Below are 24,460 nucleotides of genomic sequence, written 5' to 3'. Positions count from 1 at the left end.
TGTAAAATAAAGATTAGAGTTTTGCATTTTTACCTCCTTGGTGGAATTTTTGCTATTACAATTTTAACTGCCACCAAGGAGTTTTTTTAGATGTTTTATTTATATTTGAATTTCTCACCCAAAGTATGATATAATTATAAGTTTTATTTTTAAATTTCACAAGGAGAAAAAATGTTATTAGAAGATAAAAAAGCACCAAAAGCAGTTAGGGAAGATATTAGGAATATTGCTATCATTGCCCACGTAGACCATGGAAAAACAACGCTTGTAGACGCACTGCTTAAACAAAGTGGTACTTTTAGAGAAAATGAAGAAGTAGCAGAAAGAGTTATGGATAATATTGACTTAGAAAGAGAGCGTGGCATCACAATTATGACAAAAAATACAGCTATAAGATATAAAAACTATAAAATCAACATCGTTGATACTCCAGGACACGCTGATTTTGGCGGAGAGGTAGAAAGAACATTAAAAATGGTTGATGGTGTAATACTTCTTGTTGATGCATCAGAAGGACCACTTCCACAGACAAGATTTGTTTTAAGAAAAGCGTTAGAATCTAATTTAACACCTATCGTTGTTATAAACAAAATAGATAGACCAGATGCAAGAATTCAAGAAGTGATAAATGAAGTTTATGATTTATTTATAGATTTAGACGCAACAGAAGAGCAGCTTGAATTTCCAATTCTTTACACAATAGCAAGAGACGGAATCGCAAAAGAAAACCTTGAAGATGGTTCAAAAGATTTAAAACCATTGTTTGATAAAATCATAGAGTATATACCGGCACCATCTTATGACCCGGACATGGGATTACAATTTTTGATTACATCCTTAGATTATGACAACTTTGTCGGAAGGTTGGCAATTGGAAGAATTTTTAACGGTTCTGTAAAAGTGAATCAACAAGTGTCAGTGGTAAAAAAAGATGGAACAATCATTAAAGGAACTGTAAGAGCATTATATACTTACGAAGGACTTAAAAGAGTAGAGACAAAAGAAGCAAAAGCAGGAGATATAGTAGCAATAGCAGGACTTGAAGATATAACCATCGGAGAAACTATAGCTGACGCTGAAAATCCTGTAGGACTTCCTCCAATAACAGTAGAAGAGCCTACAATATCAATGGTATTCTCAGTAAACGATTCTCCATTTGCAGGAAGAAGCGGAAAATTTTTAACATCAAGACATTTGAGAGATAGATTGTACAAAGAGACATTAACTAATGTTGCTATAAGAGTATCTGACACAGAAAATCCAGACTCATTCTTAGTAATGGGTAGAGGAGAATTACAGCTATCTATATTGGCTGAAATGATGAGAAGGGAAGGTTATGAGTTTCAAGTATCAAAACCGGAAGTTATAGTAAAAGAAGAAAATGGTAAAAAATTAGAGCCGGTAGAAAGGGTTTTAATAGATATTCCAGAAGAGTACGTAGGAACAGTTACGCAAAAGCTTGGTTCAAGAAAAGGCAAAATGATAAATATGATCAATCATGGATTTGGAAGGGTAAGGCTTGAATTTATCGTTCCATCAAGAGGACTGATTGGATACAGGTCAGAGTTTAAAACAGATACAAGAGGTGAAGGATTAATCAATACAATCTTTGAAGGCTGGGAAGAATGGCAGGGAGAGATTAAAACAAGACAAAACGGAGCATTAATAGCTGATAGAAAAGGTGTAGCAACACCATACGCAATCTTTGGATTACAAGATAGAGGAGTTTTCTTTATAGACCCAGGCACAGAAGTTTACGAAGGCATGATTGTAGGAGAACACAGTAGAGATAATGACCTTGATGTAAACGTAACAAGAGAAAAGAAATTAACTAACATGAGAGCTTCTGGCTCTGATGAAAACATTAAAATCATCCCTGCTAAAAAGATGGACTTTGAAAGAGCCATGGAATGGATTAATGAAGATGAGCTTATAGAAGTAACGCCGGATGCTATAAGAATAAGAAAGAAAATTTTAGAAGCAAACAAAAGAAAGTGAATCAAGAAATTCTAATAAAAGAAGATGAAGATATCTCACCTTTTATTAGAGGAAAGATAAGAATTATTCAAAAAAAGGAAGGCTATAGGTTTAATATTGATAGCCTTCTTCTTGTTGATTTTTTAAACATAAAATCATCCGGAAAAATCATAGACATAGGAACGGGAAGCGGTATCATACCAATTCTAATTAGTCTTAAATATAAAAATCTTAAACTTTATGCTTTAGAAGTTCAGGAAGATTTATTTGATATTGCCAAAAGAAATTTTCAAGCTAACAACGTTAATGTTCAAGTAGCACTTGGAAATGTTAAAGATGTAAAAAAGATTTATACTCATCAGTATTTTGATTATGTAGTAATTAATCCACCGTATTTTAAAGAGGGTAATTATAAAAATATTCAAGAAAAGATAGCAAGAAGCGAAGCTTTAGCTAAGCTGGAAGATTTTATCCATGGAAGCTGGTATCTTATTAAAAATAAAGGAAAGCTTTATCTAATAAACATTACAGAAAGATTTTCAGAAACCGTATCGCTTTTAAAAAAATATAATATTCAGCCAAAACGTTATAGATTTATTCATCCATCAATCAATGAAAAAGCTACTCATTTTTTAGTAGAAGCATCAAAGAACGCAAAAGAAGGCGGAGAAATTGTAGAAGCACCTTTAATTATCTATGAAAATCCTAAGGAAAAAAAATATACTGATTACGTTTGGAATTTATTAGAAAATGGATTTTAAAACAATAATAAATTGCAAAGATTAATGAAGAGTGTTCCAAAATTCTCGTAAGCTTACCTTTTCGTGTTGTCCTGAGGACTAAGTCCAAGTATCTCTTTTTTGATTTTTTGACTTGAAAAGAAAAATATGAGATTCTTCGCCGACTTCAGAATGTTCTATGTTAAATGTCAAGTACAAAAATTTTCATCAAATGGTTTTCTATTCTTTAATACACCATATGCCTGCCTTAGTAACTTATGTGCTACAGCCACTAATGCTAATTTTTTAGCTTTACCTTTACTTACTAATCTTTCGTATAATTCTCTACAGTATTTGTTAAACCTTATTGCTGATAATGCTGCCATGTATAGTATCTTTCTTGCATATGGATTTCCCATTTTCTTTATCTTGCCACTTTTCTTTACACATGCTGCACTTTCATATGGACTTGGATTAATTCCTATAAAACTCGATATATCTTTTACACTCTTAGGAAGTTAAAATAATGTTATGTCTAATAAAATTATAAGGAGGAATGATAATGGATAAGAAAGAATACTTTGAAAAAATATTAGACAGCTCTACCGAGAAATTAGTAAAAGAACTTTTCCCAAACGGTATAACAACCTTAACATAAATGTCCCAAGAGATGGAAAGGGTAGGTTTAGACCACAAATACTACCTGACCCCTACAAAAGAGTCAACAAAGATTACAGGAGTGTTCCAAAATTCTTGTAGGCTTACATTTCCGTCATCTGAGCGTTATGTTGTAACAGTCTCCTAAGGCTATACACTCTGTTATCTAATCATGATAAAATAAACTTTTTACAAATACCTCTTAAAACGGAGTAAAGTTGCAAAATTTAGAAGAAAATTTCTGGCAAAAGATACATCTTTATAAAAATATCTCAAAGGAGCAGTGGCAAGACTGGAAGTGGCAAATAGCCAATAGAATTACTTCATTAAATGAGTTAAAACAAATCATACCGATTAAAAATGAAGAAGATTTCTTGAAAATATCACAAATATTTCATTTTGGAACCACTCCTTATTATATATCGCTTATCAATCCAAAGGATGAGAACGACCCAATATTAAAGCAAATTCTACCGGACATAAAAGAAATAGATGAAAAATATCAAGAAGGAGCCTTTTTAGACCCATTTTTAGAAGATGTTAAATCTCCTGTACCCGGTTTAACCCATAGATACCCTGACAGAGTTTTATTTAGAGCTACAAACTTTTGTAGTGTTTACTGCAGACACTGTATGAGAAAAAGAATGTTCTTAGAAGATGAAAGAGCAAGGACAAAAGAAGAATATGATGCCATGTTTGAATACATAAGAAATAATAAATCTATAAAAGAAGTCTTGATATCTGGCGGTGACCCCCTAACCCTCCCAAATAAAAAGATAGAATATATTCTCAAAAATCTTTATGAGATATCACATATTGATATTATAAGAATAGGAAGCAGAGAGCTTGTTGTAAATCCTTATAGATTCTACGATGAAAAACTATTACAACTATTTGAAAAATACGATAAAGTTTGGCTTATTACACATTTTAACCATCCAAATGAAATAACATCAGAAACAAAGAAAGCTGTAAAAAACATTCTATCAACAGGAACACCTGTTTTAAATCAAACCGTTTTACTAAAAGGAATCAACGATAGTAAAGAAACAATAGAAAATCTTATGAGAGATTTACTTAAAGCAAAAATAAAACCATACTATCTTTTTCAATGCGACCCAACAAAAGGAGTGTATCATTTTAGAACTCCGTTAGAAGTTGGTTTAGAAATCATGGAATATTTAAGAGGAAGATTGTCAGGACTTGGAATACCAACCTTTGCCGTTGACCTTTTAGGTGGATTTGGTAAAGTTCCCGTCCTTCCAAATTACATAATTGAAAAAAATGAGGATTATATAGTTTTTAGAAACTATGAAAATAAAACTGTAAAAGTTAAAATTTGATTATACTAACCCGTACTTTTTTAATTTTCTCCATAAAGTAACCCTATCTATATTTAAAATTTTTGCAGCTTTACTTTTATTCCAGTTTACACTTTCTAATACTCTTAATATTTTTTGTTTTTCATCAATCTCTTCATCAAGATTATTTTGCGTTAAAATCTTCGTATTGTATACTACCTCATCCGGAAGTTCTGAAACTTCTATAAGCTTCCCTTTTGCTAAAATTACAGCCCGTTCTATGATATTTTCTAACTCTCTGATATTACCCGGATAGTCATAATCAAGAAGTAGCCTTACTGCTTCCGGAGATATACCTTTTATATGTTTATTGTACTGCTTTGAATATAAATCTATGAAGTAATTTATCAAAAACGGAATATCTTCCTTTCTTTCTCTTAGTGCTGGAACTTTTATTGAAATTACTTTCAGCCTGTAATACAGATCTTCTCTAAATTTACCTTCCTTCACAAGCTGGCTTAGGTCTTTGTTCGTTGCAGCAATGATTCTAACATCAACCTTTCTTGTTTTTGTGTCTCCAAGTCTTTCAAATTCTTTATCTTGAATTAGATGTAAAAGTTTTGATTGTAAATATATAGGCAACTCTCCTATTTCATCTAAAAATAAAGTCCCACCATCAGCAAGCTCTACTTTTCCAGGCTTGTCCTTTACTGCACCTGTAAAAGCACCTTTAACGTACCCAAAAAGTTCACTTTCTAATAGATTATCAGGTATTGCAGCACAGTTTATCTTTACAAAAGGCTTATCTCTTCTTGAAGACTGATTGTGAATATATTTCGCAAGAACATTTTTACCGGTTCCGGATTCTCCTTCCAATAGAACGTTTGCGGTTGTATCGGCAACAGTTTTAGCAATATCTAAAACATATGTCATTAAACTACTTTTAGTGATAAGTCTGGATTTATTACTTGCAGCTTCTTGCGACAGCATACAGTCTGGAACGACATAAAATGAGAATATGCTCCCCTCGCCACTTTTTAACCTTGTAAATATAGCTGAAACTTTTATCTTACCGTATGCAGGTGTTTCAATGACAATGTCTTCTCTTGAAGAAGGAAGCTCTTTTAAATCCTTTTTTATAAGCAAACTTAAATCCATTCCTTTAATATCTACTTCTCTGCATAGTAGATTTTTTGCGTTTTGATTGTAATTTATTATTTTCCCTTGATTATCAACAACGATAATAGCGTCAATTACAGAATCTAAGATTAAATGACTAAATTCTTTTTCTCTTTTTATGATTTCTATATACTGATTAACTTTTGTTGAATCTCTAATCTCTTCAATTATTCCAACAAACTCTCCATTTTCAAAAACAGGTTTAAAACTGTAACAAACTTTTTTAGAACAGCAGCTTAAAGTTATATTAAAATCTTCAAATTCTGGGAATGTTGAATGTTTATTATAATAATCTATTGGACATTTTTCACAGATATCAAACACTTTTAAGTTTTTACAAGACTGACCTTCTTTTATATTCAAAATATCTTTTGCAGTTTTGTTTACGTATTTTATTTCTTTATTTTTATCAACAAATATTACACCAGTTGATAAATTATCAAGCAGGTCTAAATCCATCATCACCACTCTGTAGGAACTCTACCCATCATTCTTAAGCTTTCTTCAAAAGGTCCCATGTATTTCATGGCTGTAATCATAGAGCCTTTAAATTTTAATTTTTTAGTAAGCATTGCAGCCTTTGGTCCCATTTCACCTTTGGCTAAAATTTTCCAGTTATCGTATGTTGCCCACATCTCAAAATCATATTTTTTATTATCAGCTTTTCCGGCAGATTTTGCAACTCCATTTTCAACTATAAGCTCAACAGCTTCATCTTCCTTTCCTTCTATAAAATACTTTATAGACGCAGTAAACCCTTTCAAATCATTAACAAGCTTATCATTTTTATTCCATTCATCTTTGTATAATTGTATCCATTCTTCAGATAAGAATTTTGCCATTTTTCTACTCCTTTGATTTTTTAGCCGGGAGAAACTCCCGGCATGGGTTAATTAATTACTTAGAAAGAAGGGCTTTAAAAACTTCCTTAAATGAAACTTCATCGTTTTTAACGAATACACCAACATTACCTGCAACACAAACTGAATATTTAGGACCTGTCAATGCCCAGCCATGTAATGGAGTCCATTCTTGGCCAGAAAATGCAGTGTATCCGTCTGTTTGCATTTTTGCCATTGCGTTGTTTGCTGCACACATTGCAGCTGCCATTGCTGCCTCTTCTTCAGTTATATCTCCTTCGTAAGCTACAAGTGTGCCATCTGGATTAAATTCGCCTGCTGCAAAAACACCTTTGATTGACATTAAATTTTTTAGGTCTGCCATTTTACCCACCTCCTAATTAAACGTACTTGCTTAAAACTTCAAAAGTTTTGTCAAAGTCAGCTTTTGAAAGCTCAACAAAAACTCCGACATTTCCCATGATGCATGCAGCATATTTTCCACCCGCTACTGCAAAACCTTGAACAGGATAAAATCCTTCTTTACCTGTATACGCGCTCCAACCTTTAGCTTGCATGTTTCCCATAGCTCTGTTAGCTGCAGCCATCAATGCAGCTATTTCTGCAGCCTTTTCTGAAATGTCCCCAGTGTAGGACAAAAGTCTTCCATCTTCAGAAAATTCTCCTGCTGCAACTGCTCCAGGCAACGACATTAACTCGTGCAACTTTGATAAAATTGCCATAACTAACACCTCCTAAAAAATATTCAAAATTATATATAGAAATTTTCATGCCAATCACATTAAGTATTTGATAAAATGATATTAATTATGAAATAAGCCTTGACTAAGATGTTGCAAAAACTGTTGCATGCTTTAAAAATGTTGCATAGTATGTTGCAATAGGTTGATAGGTGCAGATTATTTTGAATGATGCAAGCAGAATTAGAAATTCAATAAAAGTATGAGATTTTTACCGGCTTCAAATTGATAGATTTTTATTCTCATTGTCATCCAGCAAATAAAGTTAAGGAACTCCTTATTAAAATTCTATGAAAATTAACAGTTTCTCACTCAAGCTGTGTGTTTTGTGTTAATTAAAAATATTTAACGTTTTTATTTTAGGTAATTCATCAATTTATTCCACCTAAACATTTATACAAACTATCATCAATATTATCCCTAAGGTTATACCTAAATTCAAGCTCTTTTAGATAGTAAATAAAATTATCCTTACTTACACCATGAAATTTTAGTAGCCTCTTTCAGCAGATACATCCTTTACTATCTCAACTTTGACTTTTCCATTTCTTTCAAGAATTCTAAACACAGAAATTTTATTCTTTGCTCCTCTTCCTCTATAGCCTTTCCTTTTTCCTCCAAAATAGCTTTCATCCATTTCTACTTCTCCTGATAAAAGCTGCTCATCTTTTGAGACAAATTTGTATATACACTGTCTAAGTTTTATGTAGATTTTGTGCGTAGTATTGTAAGCTAAATCAAGCTCTTTATGTGCTTTATGAGCAGCAGCTTCAAGGATGAATAGTTTTACAGCCAATATAAATTTAGAGAATGGAGTTTTTAAATCTTTAAGAATACTGTCTTTTCTAACACTCCATTCTCTTAAAAATTCCTCTGCTTTTTCTTCTGATGATGCTACCTGTAGTAATTCTACTAAATTCATACGTCGGGTAAGAAATTCGTTAAAAACGTGAGATTCTTAGCCGGCTGTAGAATGACAAATAGGGTTGTCTCTGGTTCAATATACGATTATTAAGCTTTCTTCGATTAAGTTTTCTTCGTCATCTTGAGGACGAAATCCCAAGGATCTTTTTTTAAATTCTATAAAAACCGCTAATTTATCACCCGAGGTTTAAAGCTAAAATATAAAATATTTAAAAATGCATATTTTATCTTTACAGTTAGCAATTATTAACTTAAAATATTGTAGGAGGTTTTGAATATGAAAATTATCGGACTCTATCATAAAAATTGTACAGATGGAACTACGGCGGCGGCAGTGATACTAAAAAAATTTCCGGATGCAACCGTTATTCCAATAGAACATAACTTCAAAGATGAGGATTTTGAGCAAATACTTGGGCAGATAGATGAAGATACAATAGTCTATATTGTAGACTTTGCATTAAAACCAGAATATTTAAACAAAGTTTTAGAAAAAGCCACGAAAGTAATAAATTTAGACCATCATATTAGCATGAAAAACATATTAGAAGAGATAAAAGACCCAAAATTTGAATTTGTATTTGACAATGACAAATCAGGAGCATCTTTGACTTGGCATTATCTATTTAATACTGAGCCGCCAGAAATAATAAAATATGTAGAAGATAAAGATATATGGAAATGGCAGTATGGAGATACAACAAAATATGTTAATGATTATCTATTTCTATTTACCAACAAACCAGAAGAGGTAAAAGAGCTTTTAGATAAAGATATTACAGAAATTATAGAAAAAGGTAAAATAATAAATCAGTATACAACTTATTTAATCAACACCTTTGTAGAAAAAGCCAAAGACCTATTTATAAAAATAGGAAATTATAAAGTAAGAGCATACAACACTGGTTTATTTCAGTCTGAAATTGGAAATTTATTAGCTACTATGTATAATGAAGCTGTTTGTCTTTTTTCAATCAACGGCGATTATGTGAAATTAAGTTTTAGAAGTCTTGACAGTCATAATCCGTCGGCTTTAGACCTTGCAAAATTACTAAATGGTGGCGGTCATAGAAATGCTGCTGGTGCGTCTGTAAACATTAACGAATTTTGCAGCATGATTATGATGTAGGAGGAATTTTATGGTAGAAGAGTTATCTACAAGAGAAAAAATAATATTAGCAGGTGCTGAAATAATAATCCATGAAGGATTAAAACGCTTTACAGCAAAAAATATTGCCAATAAAATAGGTATTACCGATGCAGCCATCTATAAACATTTTCCTTCCTTAGACGCTATAGTAGTAGAAATTATCAACAGATATATATCTCGGTGTTCTCAAAGCGTTGACAGAGCAAAAGAATTAGGACTTTCTGTAGAAGAAACTTTAAAACAAGTAATGAGAGAACATATAAGAGTATTGGAAGAAACAAAAGGAGCTGTTCCTGTTTTATGCTTCGAATTTAGCAGGTCCGGAAATAAAAAGTTTTTTGATATACTTCATAAATTTGTTGAAGATTACAAAAAGAAGCTTTCTGAGGTTATTAAAAAAGGACAAGAAGAAGGATTTGTTAGAGAAGATATAGACCCATCTGAAACAGCAATGCTTTTTGTAGGACTAATACAGGCAAAAGTTTTTGCATATGTAATGGAAAGAAGAGAAGGACCAATAATCAAAGACCCAGATCAGTTAATCTCAGAATTATTCTATGGAATTATTAAAAAATGATTGCAGTAGTTCAAAGAGTTATAAAGTCAAGCGTTGAAGTAGACGGTAAGGTTGTAGGAGAGATAAGAAAAGGAGTTAATATACTTCTTGGGGTAGCCGAAGATGACACAGAAGAAGATGTAAATAAATTAGTTAATAAAATTGTTAATTTGAGAATGTTTGAAGATGAGAATAAAAAGATGAATTATTCCCTTCTTGATGTCAACGGAGAAGCTCTTATTATTTCTCAGTTTACGCTTCTTGCTAATTTAAGGAAAGGAAGAAGACCATCTTTTGAATATGCTGCCAAACCGGATAAAGCTAAGGCTTTATACGAAAAATTTGTAGAAGAGTTTTCTAAATATGTGAAAGTTCAAACAGGCGTTTTTGGTGCTGATATGAAAGTTTATATTTTAAACGATGGACCTGTAACATTTATTCTTGATTCAAAACAGTTATGAACCTATCTTCTAAACCAAGGTTTTTTCTCGCCTTTACTTTCTCTTGGTGGAAATACACTTCTATATAGATTCTTCCAAAAAACTTTTGCTCTCGTAGATTTATAACTCCAAATAGTTACAGCTACCGAAAGAATAATCCATAAAGGAATAAGAATTTTTATTAATACATTAGTGGCTTCTTTTTCCATTTGGCTAAATGCTGAAGGGTCAACCATCTTTATCTCCAATCTTTATTTAATGGTTCTTGCCAATAATAATAAGATAAATAGTAAGATTTTTCAAGTAGATACAGGGAGAGTATTCCAAAATTTTTACAAGTTTGCCCTTATCCGTCATCCTTATGACGTAAGTTTGAAGAATTTTATAATTTGATTTTTTGACTTGAAAAGAAAAATAGGAGATTCTTCGCTTCGCTCAGAATGACGATGTGGATTTTTGGAACAGCCTCAGTAGATATAGGAGACTGTTCCAAAATTATTTTCTCAGTTAAAATTAAATACACAAAATCAAAAAATGGAATGTTTACATGAGAAAAACAGGAATGTCTTTCAGGTAAATCTATAAGCTTACAAAAAGATTTTTTAAAATTTAGCTATATTTCTATATCAAACACTAAAACAATATTCTTATAGAGAAGTTCTTCAAGAACTTAAATATCTTGGCTTTAAAACTATTGCTGGAAAAAACAGGATAGTGCTACATAGCAAATGCTACAGGTTTTGTCTATGGAGATATTTGTAAACAAAGTAGATTTTATTAAAGAAATACTTTTTATAGCTGATGAAGGTTATGATTCAATAAGTGTAAAAAATCTTGGACATTGAACTTATCCCTACTATATAGATAAAGCAAACTCTTAGAATAAAAATAAAGCATTCAGTTTTGTTAAGTCTATAGCGATTTTCGCTCTTGTCTTTTATCTCTTAGCTTTTCATCTATCACTTTACTTGCCTATGTGACTCCATATTTCATTGTCAATATTATGCAGAACATACTCCGGAGCTTTTATTTTAACTACATATCTTCCGTCAACTACCAAGATATTACCATTTTTATCTTTTTCAAAAATAGCTTCTACAACTAAATGTTTTCCTTTGTAAATTTTGTACCCATTTTCTACTTCTTCGAATTTATCAAACCTAAGCATGTTTGACTGCTTTTTTAGAATATCTTTTATCATTTCTTTTGATGGAAATGATACTATTCTCTCTGATATTTGCTCGTTGTAATACTTATCGTTAAACCATACGAGAATAGAAAAAACAATAACTGTTATATCTATTAAACCAAACATAACAGCAAACTTTAGATTTCCATATAAATAAAAAAAGATAGTTAATGCTGTCAGAACTATAATTAAAGATATTGAGACTTTTTTAAGCATTGTAATCTCCTTAGTTGTTTAAAATCTTAACATTCTTTGGAAAGTTGAAATTTATATTTACCGGATTGGATAAATATTTAAATTTTTCAAACTCTATTTCAATAATGTTGTTGTCTGTATCCTGTGCTGAAAGTTTAGTTAATGATAGATTGGATTTATCTATTGTCAGTTCTAATTTTTTAACTTCTGTGTTGTTTTTTGGTTTTAAAGATATTTTGTATGTATCATTGGTTTCTTTGGTTTCTAACGCATTAAAGGTAGACTTGATAGGTTTGTTTTTGATAATCATTTCTAAAACTTCTGTTATTAAAACACTGTTATCTGTTGATGTTATAACAGCCTGATTTTCTTCTACAGAGTATAAAGCTACTTTGGTACCATTTAGATAAATAATCTGTTTATATGGCTTTATATACTCTATTTTGATTTTATCCGGTTTTACAGCTAATACTTTTCCATAAAAAATATCCGGGCTGGAAAACCCAGATTGATAAGTTTTTTGTGTAATGTCTGCCTGAAATCCTTTTATCTCACTAAATTTTTTCTGAAGTTCTTCTACTATGTCCTTTGCAAAAGAAAAATTAACAATAAAGAGTATCAAAAATAAAGCTATCTTTTTCATTAATATAGCCACATTGCAAGTTTTTTTCTGTACTCTTTTGTAAGTGGGTTAGATTCTCCAAGTAGTGTGAATATAGAAACCATAGCTTTTCTTGCACCATCGTTTTTATAATTTCTATCTTTCTTAACTATTTCTAAAAATAATTTTAATGCTTCTTCATAATTTTCTTCAACTGCATAGCATGATGCTTGGGCAAACATTTTATCAAGTTCTGTTTGTAAATTTGTATTTTCACATTCTTTTTTAAGTTCTATAAATTCCTTTAATGCTTGAGCTTGTGTAAAGTACTCTTTGTCATACTCTTTTATTTTGTTTAATAAATTTTCTGCATCTTCAAGCTTGTTTAGTTTAATAAAGAATTTTGCTGCTTCAAGGATTAACTTTTTGTTATCTGGATATTCAGAAATTGCTCTTTTGTATAAATCATACGCTCCTTCTCTGTTGCCTGCCAAAATAAGCATGTTTGCTTCTTCAATAACTTTATCTGCTGGTGATTTAACATATTTACTGATTATTTTTCTTACTTGACTCTCCGGCAATGCTCCAACGAATTTATCAACTACTTTTCCATCTTTTATTATTCTAACATCCGGTATTCCATGAACTCCAAACTCTTGTGCAATATCCGGATTTTCATCTGTATTAACTTTTGCTAAAATAAAGCCAAACTCTCCTGAAAGTTTTTCTAAGATTGGTTTTAAAGCTCTGCATGGACCACACCAAGGCGCCCAAAAGTCTATAACCACAACATTATCATAAGATTTTTCTAATATTTCTGAGAAATTTTCAGAGTTTACGTCTATTATCATCCTTCTAACCTCCTACATTTAGTTTAACTTACTAAAATTCATTTATATTATAAATTATAAATCTCTTTAACTTTTCTTTCAATACAATTTTGTTTTATCTTTTTACTACTATTTACAGAATATTGTATACTTCTGGGTGAGAAGTTCAGTAAAAGTATGAGATTCTTCGTTTCGCTCAGAATGACAAGCAAGCCTATCTTTTCTCTAATATTTATCAGCCAACCTTTATCTGTCATCGTCCTGAGGACGTAAGGTCGAAGGATCTCATTTTTAAATTTTATAAAAACCACTAATTTCTCACCCAAGGTATGAAGAATAATTTAAAGAAAAAACACTTTGGACAAAATTCATATTGTGAGACTGTTCCAAAAATTTATGCCGTCATTCTGAAGCCGGCAAACAGACTAAAATCCTCAAGATGACACGAAAAAGTAAGCTTTACAAGAATTTTGAAATACTCTAACATTCTCTTAAAACTTTCAATTTATGTATAATTTATTACTCAAAACAAAAATTTTAATAAGATAAAAAGAGGTGGAAAATAATGATAGCAAGCATTTTCAAAAAACTCTGTCCTAACTGTGGTGGAGATATTACATCAGAAAGATTATACAAAGGCTTACCTTGTGATAAATGTTTACCAGAAGAGCCAAAAGAAGATGTTTGTGATGTTTTAAAAAAAGGAAAATTCAAAATATTATGTGACATTGATGATGAAGTTAACAATTGGCAAAACTTTTTTAGCAAGCGTATAGGATCTCATCCATGGAGCTTACAGATAACTTGGGCTAAAAGATTTTTCTTAAATCGCTCTTTTGCACTTTTAGCACCTACCGGCATAGGTAAAACTTCTTTTGGTCTATCGGTTGCATCATATTTAGCACAAAAAAATAAAAAATCTTACATAATTCTTCCAACAAAGCTATTAGTCAATCAAACTGTAAAAAAACTTACCCAGATATTCAAGCTAAAAGAAGACCAAATCCTATTTTTTGGCGAGGAAAACAAAAAAGAAAAAGAAGCCAAATTAGAAAGACTTAAAGATGGAGATTTTTCTGTACTGATAACAACTTCTATGTTTCTATACAAAAATCATGACAAGATTCCAAAAGATTTTTCTCTTGTGTTTGTTGACGATGTAGACTCTTTCTTAAAAACCGCGAAAAACATAGACAAAGCACTTTATTTACTTGGCTTTGATGAAAATGATATAAACCTTGCGTTAGAAGTCATCAAACTAAAAGCAAAGCAGAATAAGACAGATGAAGATTGGAACAAAATAAACCAGCTTACAGAAAAGCTTAGAAAGATAGAAGCAAAGAGAAAAGGTGTGCTGATAGTTTCATCGGCAACTTCAAACCCGAAGTCAAACAGAATAAAGCTTTTTAGAGAACTTCTTGGCTTTGAAGTAGGAACTCCAACATTTTACTTGAGAAACATTGTAGATTCTTATGATGATATAGAAAATCACGAATTGTCAGAGCTTATAAAAAAACTTGGAAAAGGTGGGCTTGTATTTATACCTTCTGACAAAAAGAAAGAATATGCTGAAGAAGTTAAAGAATATCTAACAAAAAAAGGAGTTAAGGCTGCTACCTATGAAGAGATTGATGACGAAATCTTAAAGAAATACGAAAATGGAAAGATAGATGTTTTGATTGGTATCTCTTCCTACAGAAACCCATTGGCAAGAGGTATAGACCTTCCTCATTTAATCAGATATACAATTTTTTACGGCGTTCCAAAAATCGTACTATCATTAAAATTTGAAGCAAATCTAAGTCATCTACTTTGGGCGCTTAGTTCTATAAGAGCGTACATTTTGAAAAAATTTCCACAGTATGCAATCCAAATTGATAAATGGATAACTCAGTTAAAAAAATATCAGTATCTAACGGAAGAATTTTTACAAAACAATCCAAACCTAAAAGAAAAAGTAGACAATCTAAGATTGAAAGTAGGACAGTTTTTAAACTCAGAAGAGATAATAAATCTTTTAAAAGAATCTAACGAAGTTACCCTTAGAAAAGATGAAGATGGATATAAACTCGTCGTATCTGATGTGACAGGATACTTACAAGCAAGCGGAAGAACTTCCAGAATGTACAGCGGCGGTATCACGAAAGGATTATCTGTAATTTTAATAGACGATAAAAAAGCCTTTAATCATCTACAAAAGAGAGTCAAATGGTTTAGTGATGACATTGAATTTGTAGATTTTAAGTCAATCGAGTTAGACAAAATTCTTAAAGAGATAGACTCAGACAGAGAAAAGGTAAGAAAGATACTCAAAGGTGAGATTAAGTTTGAGAAAGTAGAAAGCATCTTAAAGCCAGTTTTAATAGTAGTAGAATCTCCAAACAAAGCAAGAACCATAGCAAACTTCTTTGGAAAATCTGTAAGAAGAAGAGTAAACGACCATGAAATCTTAGAGACATCAATAGATGATAGATACTTAATGATTACTGCATCCTTAGGTCATATTCTTGACCTTAATAAAGAGCTTGGATATTACGGAGTTTTTGTGAAAGACCATATTGAGCCAGTTTACGAAACGATTGAAGGAAAGGAAGAAATCATAGAAAGCATCAGGTCTGTAAGCTTTGAAAGTTTAGAAGTATACGTTGCAACAGACCCGGACACAGAAGGTGAAAAGATAGGGTGGGATGTTGAATTACTTTTAAAACCTTATGTTAAAAATATCCAAAGAATGGAATTTCATGAAGTAACAAAAAAAGCAATCATTAACGCAATTAAAAACCCAAGAGATTTTGATGAAAATTTAGTAAAAGCTCAAATAGTTAGAAGAGTGGCAGACAGATGGGTCGGGTTTGAATACTCTCAGCTACTTCAAAAAGCTTTTGGTAAAAATTGGCTTTCGGCAGGTAGAGTTCAAACACCTATACTTGGATGGATTATAGAAAGAGAAAAAGAGAGAAAGCAAAAAATTTACAGAATAACAATCACGCTTCAGCAAGACAGTAGAAAACTTGAATTGGACATAGACTATCAAAACAAGCAAGATGCAGAAAATATCTTTAATAATCTAAATAACATTGAAATTATTGTAAAGGAAGTAAAAGAAGAAGATAAAAACCCTCTTCCACCATACAGAACAGATACAATGCTAAAAGATGCAAGCGATAGATACAGATTTTCACTCCCAAAAACAATGGAATTAGCACAAGACCTATTTGAGCTTGGATATATTACATACCATAGAACAGATTCAACAAGAGTTTCTGATGTTGGCATAGCTTTAGCAAGAGAGTATATAGAAGAAGCATTTGGAAAGGATTATTTCCAGGCGAGAGTTTGGGGAGAAGGTGGAGCTCATGAATGTATAAGACCAACAAGAGCAATGGAAACAGAAGAGTTAAAATCTATGATTTTAAGCGGTCAGTACGAAGGCTTAACCTTTGACCATATAAAGCTTTATGACCTTATCTTTAAACGTTTCATAGCTTCTCAAATGAGAGCTGTTAAATTTAAAGCAAAAGATGTAATCATAAAAGGCTTTGGATTTGAATTAGAAAAAGTTTTACATACAGATATTATTCAAGATGGATGGAATAAAATATTACCGGCTGAACTTCATCCAGATTTAGAGGGAATAATTGATATAAGCAATAATAAACAATTTAAAACCATGCCAAAGGCATTTCCATTTACCCATGGGGAGCTTGTATTTAGAATGAAAGAAAGAGGCATCGGAAGACCATCTACATATGCAACAATCATTGCGAAACTTCTTGAAAGAAAATATGTAATAGAAAAGAAAGGTTTGCTATTTCCAACTTCTATGGGTATAAAAGTTTATCAGTATTTAAACAGCTTAAATCATGTAAGAGAGTTTTTATCAGAAGAGTTTACAAGAAAATTAGAAGAGCTTATGGATAAGGTAGAAATTGGCGAAAAAGATTACGAAGCTATACTTTTTGAATTGCTTGAAAAAATTAAAATAAGACACGATAACTGAGATGTTTATTCTTGGAATTCTTTACTCGACTACAGAACAAAGATAATGTTTTCCTGTTTGTCATACAGCAGCGAATTGAAGGGTCTTATACAAATAGTGTAAAATAGAGATTAGAGTTTTTGCATACCTTGGATGAGAAATTAGGGATTTTTATGGAATTTTAAAATAGGAGGTCCTTCGGACTTACGTCCTCAGGATGACAAGGAACAATCTAATTTCGTCATTCTGAGCGTAAGTGAAGAATCTTATACTTTTTTGAATTTCTCATCGAAATATGTTTGTAAGTCAAAGAAATATAACTATAATGGAGGCTAAAGTTGGCTGAAGAAAAAAGTAAATTAACGGGATTAGAAAAAGCAGCCATATTGTTATCTATTTTGCCAGAAGAAAAGAATGTAAAAATTTTTAAACATCTTAAACAAGCTGAACTTGAGAAGATTATCAAAGCATTACTCACATTAGAAGAGCCAACAAAAGAAAACATTAAAGCAGTTATTCAAGAAGCATATAAAAGCTTATCAGAGGCTGTACCTTTAAAACTTCTTCCTGATAATATTAAAAAAATATTAGAAAAAGCGCTACCTCCGGAAAAAGTTAAAGAATTGTTTGAAGGCTTGGTAATGGCTGAAGAAGGGAAAGCAGTTTTTCAGGAAATTGAAAAACTTCCTGCGAAGGTAGTGGCAAATATAATTAAAAATGAGCATCCTCAAGTTATTGCTTTAATATTAACACAGCTAAAACCACAAAAGGCAGCAGAAATAATCCAATATTTACCAAGAAGACAGGGTATTTCCAACATTCAAGAAGAAGTTATAAAAAGAATTGCATCCTTAGAAAAAGTTTCATCTAATATGATTAAAACTGTTGCTGATGCTTTAGAAGAAGAGCTCTATACGATAGGGGCCGGAAAAGAAGAGATGTTAAGTGGAATCGATGTTGCAGCTGAACTAGTAAATAATTTACCAAAAGATTTAGCTCAAGAAATACTTGATGAAATAAGAAAAGAAACACCTTCTCTTGCAGACAGTATAGAAGAGCGTATGTTTAAATTTGAGGATATTATTAAACTTGATAATAGAGCTATTATGGAAATCCTCAAAGCTGTTGATAAAAATGACCTGCTTATTGCTCTTAAAGGTGCCCCACAAGAAATTATTGATAAATTTACTGCTAACATGTCAAAAAGAGCTGCTCAGATGTTTTTGGAAGATATGGAAGTGCTTGGTCCTGTTAAAAAATCTGATGTTGAAAATGCAAGGAAAAAGATTATACAAACTATTAAAAACCTCATACAATCTGGCGTTATTGAATATGGAGCAGGTGGTGAAGAAATGTTATAATTAGAATTAAGTCAAAAGAGGTGATAAGGATGTCTGACTTTTTATCTCAAGATGAGATAGATGCATTAATAGGTGGGGGTAAATCTTCTGCAGCTGCAGAAGAAAAAATAAAAGAAAAGCCATTTGATTTTAATAGACTTGAGAAGATTCAAAAAGGTGGATTTCAAGGATTAGAAGTTTTATTTGAAAGATGGGTGAAAATCTTTAGAGAAGAAATTAGAGCTGAATTTCCTGTGGTAAACATGGTCTCCAAAGGTAAAATAGCAACAATGAGATTTGGAGACTTTATTGGAAAAATTCCGCTGCCAGCATCATATACAATTTTTAATATGAAGCCTTTGAAAGACCCATCACTTTTGATTATAGATTCTCGCGTTGTTTTTAACTTAGTAAGTGCTTTGTTTGGTGGAGGGGCAAGACCTTTTAAGATTGAAGGAAGAGAGTTTACAAAACTTGAAGTCAGGATAATTGAAAAATTAGTAGACATCGTTTTAGGAAGTTTTGAAAAGATATGGAAAGATGTATATCCTATAGAAATTGAAAGAAAGAGTATAGAGTTTAATCCAATTTTGGTAAGAATAGTATCTCATGCAGAAAAAGTTATTGTAGCAGAAATTATGATAGATATTGAGGGTTTAGAAGTTCCTTTAACATTTGCATTCCCGCAAATGCTGTTTTTGCCCATCAAAGATATTCTTTTTACTGATACATTTGGTTCTGAAGTACCGCCTGAATGGAGAAAAGAACTTATTAAAAAGTTATTAAAAGTAAACCTTAAACTAACATTAGAATTAGATAAATTTAGTGTTTTAGTGAAAGAATTTTTAAACTATGAAGTTGGAACAGAAATAATACTAAGCAAGAAACAATCTGATGAATTGGACTTAAAAGTTGAAGATAAGATTAAATTTAAAGCAAGCTTAGGTAAATTAGACAAAAAATTTGCTGTAATGATAACAAAAATAATTAAGGAGAACGGTGATGGAGGAAATGGATAGACAAAAAAATAAACCTGAAGACAATCAAGAAGATTTAGCAGCTGCTTGGTCTGAAATGTTAAATGAAAGTGAGAAAAAGGAAGGGTTACAGGAAGATTTGACAGCTCAGTGGTCTGAAACGTTGCACGAAGAAAAAAGTAAATCTGTTGATGCAAATACTAATCAAACACCGTTAAAAAAATCAGAAAAAAAAGAAAGCTTTACAAAAGAAGAATCTAGTCCAGAAATTTTAAATAAACTTGATATTCTTTTAGATATCCCTATTACAATTACAGTAGAAATAGGTTCAAAATCTATGCCTATAGAAGAGATTTTAAAACTTGCTCCAAGTTCTGTGATAGATTTAGACAGATATTTAAATGAACCTATAGATTTAAAAGTAAATGGTGTTCTTGTTGCAAAAGGAGAGCTTTATCAGGTAGATGATAATTTTGCAATAAAGATAACTGAAATTTTGACAAAAGAAGAAAGGGTAAGACTTATTTCAAGTCAAATAAGAGGTTAAAAAATGGCAATAAATTTTCAACCAATTTATATTCTTGCTTCAGGTGGAGAAAGAGCGACAGAGCAGCTTGATACGACTACAAACAATATAGCTAACAGCAGTACACCCGGCTTTAAAAAACTTCTCCTTAGAGAAATGAGTCAAAAAATACCAGAAAATAAAGGAAAAGTTGGAGATCTGCTTGTTTTCCCACGTTTTATGGATAGTCCGGTTTTAAACTTTCAAGGACCATTAATTAAAACAGAAAATAATTTAGACTTAGCGATTGTAGGAGATGGATTTTTTACAGTTGAAAGCGCTATAGGAAGATACTACACAAGAAATGGTCATTTTTCAATAAATCAGGAAGGCTATTTGGTAGATGTAAACGGTGCTTATGTTTTAGATGAGAATTTTAGAAGAATTCAAATTCAGGATAGTAAATTTAAAATAACGCCTAAAGGTGAGATTTATCAAAATGGACAGATTACAGGAAGAATAAGAGTAGTTAATTTACAAAATTTACAAGCTGTAGGAAACTCATACTATCAAGGACAAGAACAACAAACAACCAACTTTGAGATAAAACAAGGATTCCTTGAAGGAGCAAACCTAAACATTGTTAAAGAAATGGTTGAAATGATTAACAATCATAGAAGATTTGACATATACATGAATCTTGCGAAATCTCTTGATATATTGGAAGGTAAAGTTAACGAAATTGGAAAAGCATAAAAAGTTAAGGAGGTTATTAAAATGTTAAGAGCATTATGGACATCAGCGTCAGGGATGGAAGCACAACAGACAAATTTAGATGTAATTTCTCACAACATAGCTAACGTGAACACGGTTGGATTTAAAAGAAGTAGAGCTAATTTCGAAGATTTGATCTATCAAGATGTGAGAGACCCGGGTGTTTTAAGCTCGACTCAGAATAGAGTTCCGGCAGGGATTCAGATAGGTTTAGGTGTAAAAGTATCTGATGTTGCAAAAATGTTTTCTCAGGGAAGTTTGATGAAAACAGATAATCCTTTAGATGTTGCGATACAAGGTGAAGGATTTTTCAAAATAGAAATGCCTGACGGAAGCGAAGCTTTTACAAGAGCTGGAAATTTCCAAATAGATAACGAAGGATATATAGTAAATCCAGAAGGGTACAGATTAAGTCCAAACATACAAATTTCAGCTCCAGAAACAGTTTTAAGTATTTCTATAAGCCCAAATGGAAAAGTTGTTGTAGTTAGAAATAGTGGTGGACAACAAACAACAGAAGAAGTTGGAAATATAAAGCTTTATAGATTCATAAACCCGGCAGGACTTAAAGCAATAGGAGGAAATTTATTTAAGTATACAGAAGCTTCCGGACAGCCTATAGAAGGAGACCCAAATACTGATGCTTTTGGAAAACTTACACAAGGATTTTTAGAAATGTCTAACGTAAACATAGTAGAAGAGATGGTAAATCTAATAGTAGCACAAAGGGCTTACGAAGTTAACTCAAAAGGTATTATTACAGCAGATGAAATGCTTAAGACTGTAACTACATTGAAAAGTTAATAATTTTTAAATACCTTGGGGTGAGAAATTAGTGATTATTGTGGAATTATGATAAGGAGGTCCTTCGGCTTATAGTCTCAGGATGACAGGAAAAGGTTGATTGGTAACCTTAAATGAAAGACGGACTTTATTCGTCACGTATATTTAGATAATTATTTTGGGTAAGAAGTTTATAATTTTTATAAGATTAAGTTAAGGGTAAAAAATTGAGTGCAAAACTTTGGAACGTAGTTTTATTGCTTGTTTTACTTACAATTTTTTATTTAAAAGCTGGTGAGAGGCTTCAAAAAGCTAAAAATATGGCTTTAGAGTATGCAAAGGAAAATTTTAAAGACGTTGAGATAATAGATGTAGTTAAAATACCACAGAGTTATGAAGAGAAGTTAAGTAAAGATTTTAATAAAGTTGAATGTAAAAGCAAAGGAAAAAGCAGTATTTATCTATATTTAGATTGTACCTTTTCGAAAGATGAAGAAACAGTCGCAACTATCCCTATAACATTTAGAATATCAGCTACTACAAAATATACAATTGTAAAAAATCAAAAAGTTAGCATAGTTTATTTAAATAAAAACATAAAAATACAAATGCTTGGTGTAGCTCTTGAAAACGGTAAAGAAGGGGATTACATTAAAGTTAGAAATATATCTACAGGCAAAGAATTGGTAGGAAAAGTTATCTCTAATGATACTGTTTTGATAGAAGCAAACAGGGAGTAAAAATATGAAAAGATTAATACTGTTAGTTGGATTAATAGGTTTTATAACAGCAGGATGTGCTAAAAAAACGTCAGAGTATGGAAAGCCATTTAATCCAAATCCACCTGAGATAGAGCAAGAAAAAGTCGTAAGAACACCCGGCTCTTTATACACAGGTAGCTACAACAATTTATTTTCCGATTCTAAAGCTTTCACAGTCGGAGATGTTATAACAATAAGAGTCGTTGAGAATATAGCCGGACAGACTGCTTCTAATACAAATACACAAGAGCAACAGAAGATGGATTTAAACGTTCCGTCACCAAAGCTAATGGGTAAAAATTTAATAAATAAAACTCCAATCGCCGGTATAACAGAGCAAAACTCAGATACTTATAAAGGATCTGCATCTACAAACAGAAAATCAACTCTAATAGCAACAATTTCTGCAAGAGTTACAAAAGTTTATCCAAACGGAAATTTGTTTATAGTTGGAAAAAAGGTTGTTAAAGTTAACGATGACTATCAAACACTTGTAATTTCTGGTATTGTAAAGCCTACCGATATAATGCAAGATAACTCTGTAGATTCTTCAAGAATTTCGGATATGTATGTAGAGTACAACGGAGAAGGTTATATGGCAGATAGCTCAAGACCGGGTTGGTTAGCACAATTCTTAAAAAGAATCTGGCCGTTTTAAGCTAATACTTATAAGTAGCAGTAAGATTGAAAATAATTTAAAATAACTTTTATACCTTGGATGAGAAATTAGCGGTTTTTGTAAAATTTAAAAAGGAGATCCTTCAGCTTACAGCCTCAGGACGACGCGGAGAAAGGCTGAATGGCAAGCATCAGGAATAACCTTAGGTGTCATTCTGAGCGAAGCGAAGAATCTTATATTTTTATTGAATTTTTGCCTTACATATCTTTTCAAAAAAGATGATTATTAGGAGAATTAAAGGGATGTGGAAAAAAGTTTTAATTGCTATAGTTCTTATAACAAACGTTTCTTTTGCTGCTGAAGTCAAAATCCGAGACGAAGTATACATTGAAGGCTTTAGGCCAAACTATCTTACCGGCTATGGCATAGTCGTTGGTTTGAATGGAACCGGTGATGGGACTACAAGCAGATACACATTAATCAGTATAGCCAATATGTTAAGAAAGCTTGGAATTTACATAGACCCTGCTCAAGTAAGAACAAAAAACGCTGCTGCAGTTATGGTTACTGCTAATTTACCACCATTTGCTAAGCCCGGGATGGCAATAGATGTCCAAGTAGCATCGATTGGTGATGCAAAAGACATTGTCAATGGTTTATTAATAAGAACGCCTCTTTATGGACCGGATGGAAAGATTTACGCCTTTGCACAAGGACCTGTTTCAACCGGCGGTGGCTTTTTAGAATCAAATAAAGGTGGAAAGGTTCAAAAGGGATTTCCAACTGCAGGCATTATTCCAAACGGTGCAATCGTTGAAGAAGAGCTCCCATTTGACTTTAACTCTATGACGGAGGTGACCTTAAGTCTTAAAAATCCAAGCTTTTCAAAGGCTCAAGAAATCGCCAAGGTAATAAATCAAAAATATCCAGGCTTAGCAGTTGTTCAAGACCCTACTTCAATAAAAGTTAGACTGCCGCAAACAAAAAATAAAACAGAATTTTTAGCAGAGATTTTAGACCTAAAAATAAAAACCGATAAAGACAATATACCAACTATAGTATTTTATGAAAAAACAGGAACTGTAATCATGAGTGGAGATGTAGTTATAGACACTCCTGTTTACGTATCGCATGGAAGTATTTATGTTACAGTAGAAAAAACGCCTGTAATATCGCAACCACCACCTTTATCCGGTGGCCAAACAGTAGTGACCGAAGGAGTAACTACTAAAGTTCAAGAAGAAAAAGGTAGAATTATATCCATAGAATCAGCAAAACTTTCTGATTTAGTAAAAGCGTTGAACGATTTAGGAGTTTCTCCATACGATTTAATAGCAATACTGCAAGCTATAAAAGCTGCTGGTAAATTGCACGCAGAAATAAAAGTAATGTAAGGGGGATTGA

24 protein-coding genes and 3 pseudogenes are annotated in these 24,460 nt (G+C 31.9%); 17 read left to right on the top strand and 10 right to left on the bottom strand.

Going from position 1 to position 24,460, the window contains the following annotated elements:
- The first annotated feature begins 171 nt into the window (after nt 1-171).
- Nucleotides 172-1,998 (top strand): translational GTPase TypA, encoded by a 1,827-nt coding sequence (gene typA / locus Q0929_RS02000; protein WP_299237921.1) that lies wholly within the window; start codon nt 172-174, stop codon nt 1,996-1,998.
- Nucleotides 1,995-2,738, top strand: a complete 744-nt coding sequence (locus tag Q0929_RS01995) for a methyltransferase (RefSeq protein WP_299237920.1) — start codon at nt 1,995-1,997, stop codon at nt 2,736-2,738. Before typA ends, Q0929_RS01995 begins: the two co-directional genes overlap by 4 nt.
- Before the next feature lie 167 nt (nt 2,739-2,905).
- On the opposite strand, the pseudogene Q0929_RS01990 reads toward Q0929_RS01995, so the two are convergent.
- Nucleotides 2,906-3,208: pseudogene (locus Q0929_RS01990) on the bottom strand (transposase); the annotation flags it as partial.
- A gap of 142 nt (nt 3,209-3,350) precedes the next feature.
- Between Q0929_RS01990 and Q0929_RS01985 the strand changes: the two are divergent.
- Nucleotides 3,351-3,455: a hypothetical protein gene (locus Q0929_RS01985; RefSeq protein WP_299237922.1), complete on the top strand. Its 105-nt coding sequence runs from the start codon at nt 3,351-3,353 to the stop codon at nt 3,453-3,455.
- Nucleotides 3,456-3,571: 116 nt separating this feature from the next.
- Complete coding sequence (locus Q0929_RS01980) at nt 3,572-4,696, top strand: KamA family radical SAM protein (RefSeq protein ID WP_299237919.1); 1,125 nt, start codon at nt 3,572-3,574, stop codon at nt 4,694-4,696.
- Here the strand turns inward: Q0929_RS01980 and Q0929_RS01975 are convergent, their stop codons facing one another.
- The 5 genes and pseudogenes from Q0929_RS01975 to Q0929_RS01955 form a co-directional block, all read right to left on the bottom strand.
- Nucleotides 4,697-6,295 (bottom strand): sigma 54-interacting transcriptional regulator, encoded by a 1,599-nt coding sequence (locus Q0929_RS01975; protein ID WP_299237918.1) that lies wholly within the window; start codon nt 6,293-6,295, stop codon nt 4,697-4,699.
- The gene (locus tag Q0929_RS01970; protein WP_007545658.1) at nt 6,295-6,675 is read right to left on the bottom strand and encodes an SCP2 sterol-binding domain-containing protein; all 381 of its coding nucleotides are present in this window, start codon (nt 6,673-6,675) and stop codon (nt 6,295-6,297) included. Before Q0929_RS01970 ends, Q0929_RS01975 begins: the two co-directional genes overlap by 1 nt.
- Before the next feature lie 55 nt (nt 6,676-6,730).
- Nucleotides 6,731-7,057, bottom strand: coding sequence for a DUF2173 family protein (locus Q0929_RS01965; protein WP_299237917.1), 327 nt, complete (start codon nt 7,055-7,057; stop codon nt 6,731-6,733).
- 16 nt (nt 7,058-7,073) lie between these two features.
- A complete protein-coding gene (locus Q0929_RS01960; RefSeq protein WP_299237916.1) occupies nt 7,074-7,415 on the bottom strand; it encodes a DUF2173 family protein in 342 nt (113 codons plus the stop codon).
- Nucleotides 7,416-7,804: 389 nt separating this feature from the next.
- Nucleotides 7,805-8,082 (bottom strand): annotated as a pseudogene (locus tag Q0929_RS01955) (transposase); the annotation flags it as partial.
- A gap of 552 nt (nt 8,083-8,634) precedes the next feature.
- Between Q0929_RS01955 and Q0929_RS01950 the strand changes: the two are divergent.
- Genes Q0929_RS01950 through dtd form a run of 3 tightly spaced genes read left to right on the top strand, consistent with a single transcriptional unit; the run spans nt 8,635 to nt 10,524 of the window.
- Complete coding sequence (locus Q0929_RS01950) at nt 8,635-9,486, top strand: DHHA1 domain-containing protein (protein ID WP_299237915.1); 852 nt, start codon at nt 8,635-8,637, stop codon at nt 9,484-9,486.
- Nucleotides 9,487-9,496: 10 nt separating this feature from the next.
- On the top strand, nt 9,497-10,084 hold the full coding sequence (locus tag Q0929_RS01945; protein ID WP_299237914.1) for a TetR/AcrR family transcriptional regulator: 588 nt from the start codon (nt 9,497-9,499) through the stop codon (nt 10,082-10,084).
- Complete coding sequence (gene dtd / locus Q0929_RS01940; protein WP_299237913.1) at nt 10,081-10,524, top strand: D-aminoacyl-tRNA deacylase; 444 nt, start codon at nt 10,081-10,083, stop codon at nt 10,522-10,524. The genes Q0929_RS01945 and dtd overlap by 4 nt, the downstream gene beginning before the upstream one ends.
- A gap of 2 nt (nt 10,525-10,526) precedes the next feature.
- On the opposite strand, the gene Q0929_RS01935 is transcribed toward dtd, so the two are convergent.
- Complete coding sequence (locus Q0929_RS01935) at nt 10,527-10,739, bottom strand: hypothetical protein (protein WP_299237912.1); 213 nt, start codon at nt 10,737-10,739, stop codon at nt 10,527-10,529.
- A 341-nt stretch (nt 10,740-11,080) separates the two neighbouring features.
- Here Q0929_RS01935 and Q0929_RS01930 point away from each other — a divergent pair.
- Nucleotides 11,081-11,364: pseudogene (locus tag Q0929_RS01930) on the top strand (hypothetical protein); the annotation flags it as partial.
- Nucleotides 11,365-11,467: 103 nt separating this feature from the next.
- On the opposite strand, the gene Q0929_RS01925 reads toward Q0929_RS01930, so the two are convergent.
- The 3 genes from Q0929_RS01925 to trxA are packed head-to-tail and all read right to left on the bottom strand — an operon-like array spanning nt 11,468 to nt 13,339.
- Nucleotides 11,468-11,908 carry a hypothetical protein gene (locus tag Q0929_RS01925; protein WP_299237911.1) on the bottom strand — a complete coding sequence of 147 codons (441 nt, stop codon included), beginning with the start codon at nt 11,906-11,908 and terminating at the stop codon, nt 11,468-11,470.
- A gap of 10 nt (nt 11,909-11,918) precedes the next feature.
- Nucleotides 11,919-12,530 (bottom strand): outer membrane lipoprotein carrier protein LolA, encoded by a 612-nt coding sequence (locus tag Q0929_RS01920; protein ID WP_299237910.1) that lies wholly within the window; start codon nt 12,528-12,530, stop codon nt 11,919-11,921.
- On the bottom strand, nt 12,530-13,339 hold the full coding sequence (gene trxA / locus Q0929_RS01915) for a thioredoxin (RefSeq protein ID WP_299237909.1): 810 nt from the start codon (nt 13,337-13,339) through the stop codon (nt 12,530-12,532). Before trxA ends, Q0929_RS01920 begins: the two co-directional genes overlap by 1 nt.
- 544 nt (nt 13,340-13,883) lie before the next feature.
- On the opposite strand from trxA, the gene rgy reads away from it, so the two are divergent.
- The 9 genes from rgy (at nt 13,884) to Q0929_RS01870 (ending at nt 24,450) form a co-directional block, all read left to right on the top strand.
- Entirely contained in the window at nt 13,884-17,318 is a 3,435-nt protein-coding gene (rgy, locus tag Q0929_RS01910) for a reverse gyrase (RefSeq protein WP_299237908.1), read from the top strand.
- 317 nt (nt 17,319-17,635) lie between these two features.
- Nucleotides 17,636-18,658, top strand: a complete 1,023-nt coding sequence (gene fliG / locus Q0929_RS01905) for a flagellar motor switch protein FliG (RefSeq protein ID WP_299237907.1) — start codon at nt 17,636-17,638, stop codon at nt 18,656-18,658.
- A 29-nt stretch (nt 18,659-18,687) separates the two neighbouring features.
- A complete protein-coding gene (locus Q0929_RS01900; RefSeq protein ID WP_299237906.1) occupies nt 18,688-19,656 on the top strand; it encodes a FliM/FliN family flagellar motor switch protein in 969 nt (322 codons plus the stop codon).
- On the top strand, nt 19,649-20,161 hold the full coding sequence (gene fliN / locus Q0929_RS01895; RefSeq protein ID WP_299237905.1) for a flagellar motor switch protein FliN: 513 nt from the start codon (nt 19,649-19,651) through the stop codon (nt 20,159-20,161). Before Q0929_RS01900 ends, fliN begins: the two co-directional genes overlap by 8 nt.
- Before the next feature lie 3 nt (nt 20,162-20,164).
- Nucleotides 20,165-20,875: a flagellar hook basal-body protein gene (locus tag Q0929_RS01890; protein WP_299237904.1), complete on the top strand. Its 711-nt coding sequence runs from the start codon at nt 20,165-20,167 to the stop codon at nt 20,873-20,875.
- 21 nt (nt 20,876-20,896) lie between these two features.
- On the top strand, nt 20,897-21,697 hold the full coding sequence (flgG, locus tag Q0929_RS01885; RefSeq protein WP_299237903.1) for a flagellar basal-body rod protein FlgG: 801 nt from the start codon (nt 20,897-20,899) through the stop codon (nt 21,695-21,697).
- A gap of 206 nt (nt 21,698-21,903) precedes the next feature.
- Nucleotides 21,904-22,416 (top strand): flagellar basal body P-ring formation chaperone FlgA, encoded by a 513-nt coding sequence (gene flgA, locus Q0929_RS01880; protein ID WP_299237902.1) that lies wholly within the window; start codon nt 21,904-21,906, stop codon nt 22,414-22,416.
- A gap of 4 nt (nt 22,417-22,420) precedes the next feature.
- On the top strand, nt 22,421-23,095 hold the full coding sequence (locus Q0929_RS01875; protein ID WP_299237901.1) for a flagellar basal body L-ring protein FlgH: 675 nt from the start codon (nt 22,421-22,423) through the stop codon (nt 23,093-23,095).
- A gap of 263 nt (nt 23,096-23,358) precedes the next feature.
- Nucleotides 23,359-24,450, top strand: a complete 1,092-nt coding sequence (locus Q0929_RS01870; RefSeq protein ID WP_299237900.1) for a flagellar basal body P-ring protein FlgI — start codon at nt 23,359-23,361, stop codon at nt 24,448-24,450.
- Nucleotides 24,451-24,460 lie beyond the last annotated feature (10 nt).

The organism is Sulfurihydrogenibium sp. (assembly GCF_028276765.1).
In the GTDB taxonomy this organism is placed as follows: domain Bacteria; phylum Aquificota; class Aquificia; order Aquificales; family Hydrogenothermaceae; genus Sulfurihydrogenibium.
The sequence above is the reverse complement of the archived record's forward strand: the minus strand, read 5'-3'. Positions and strand labels throughout refer to the sequence as shown.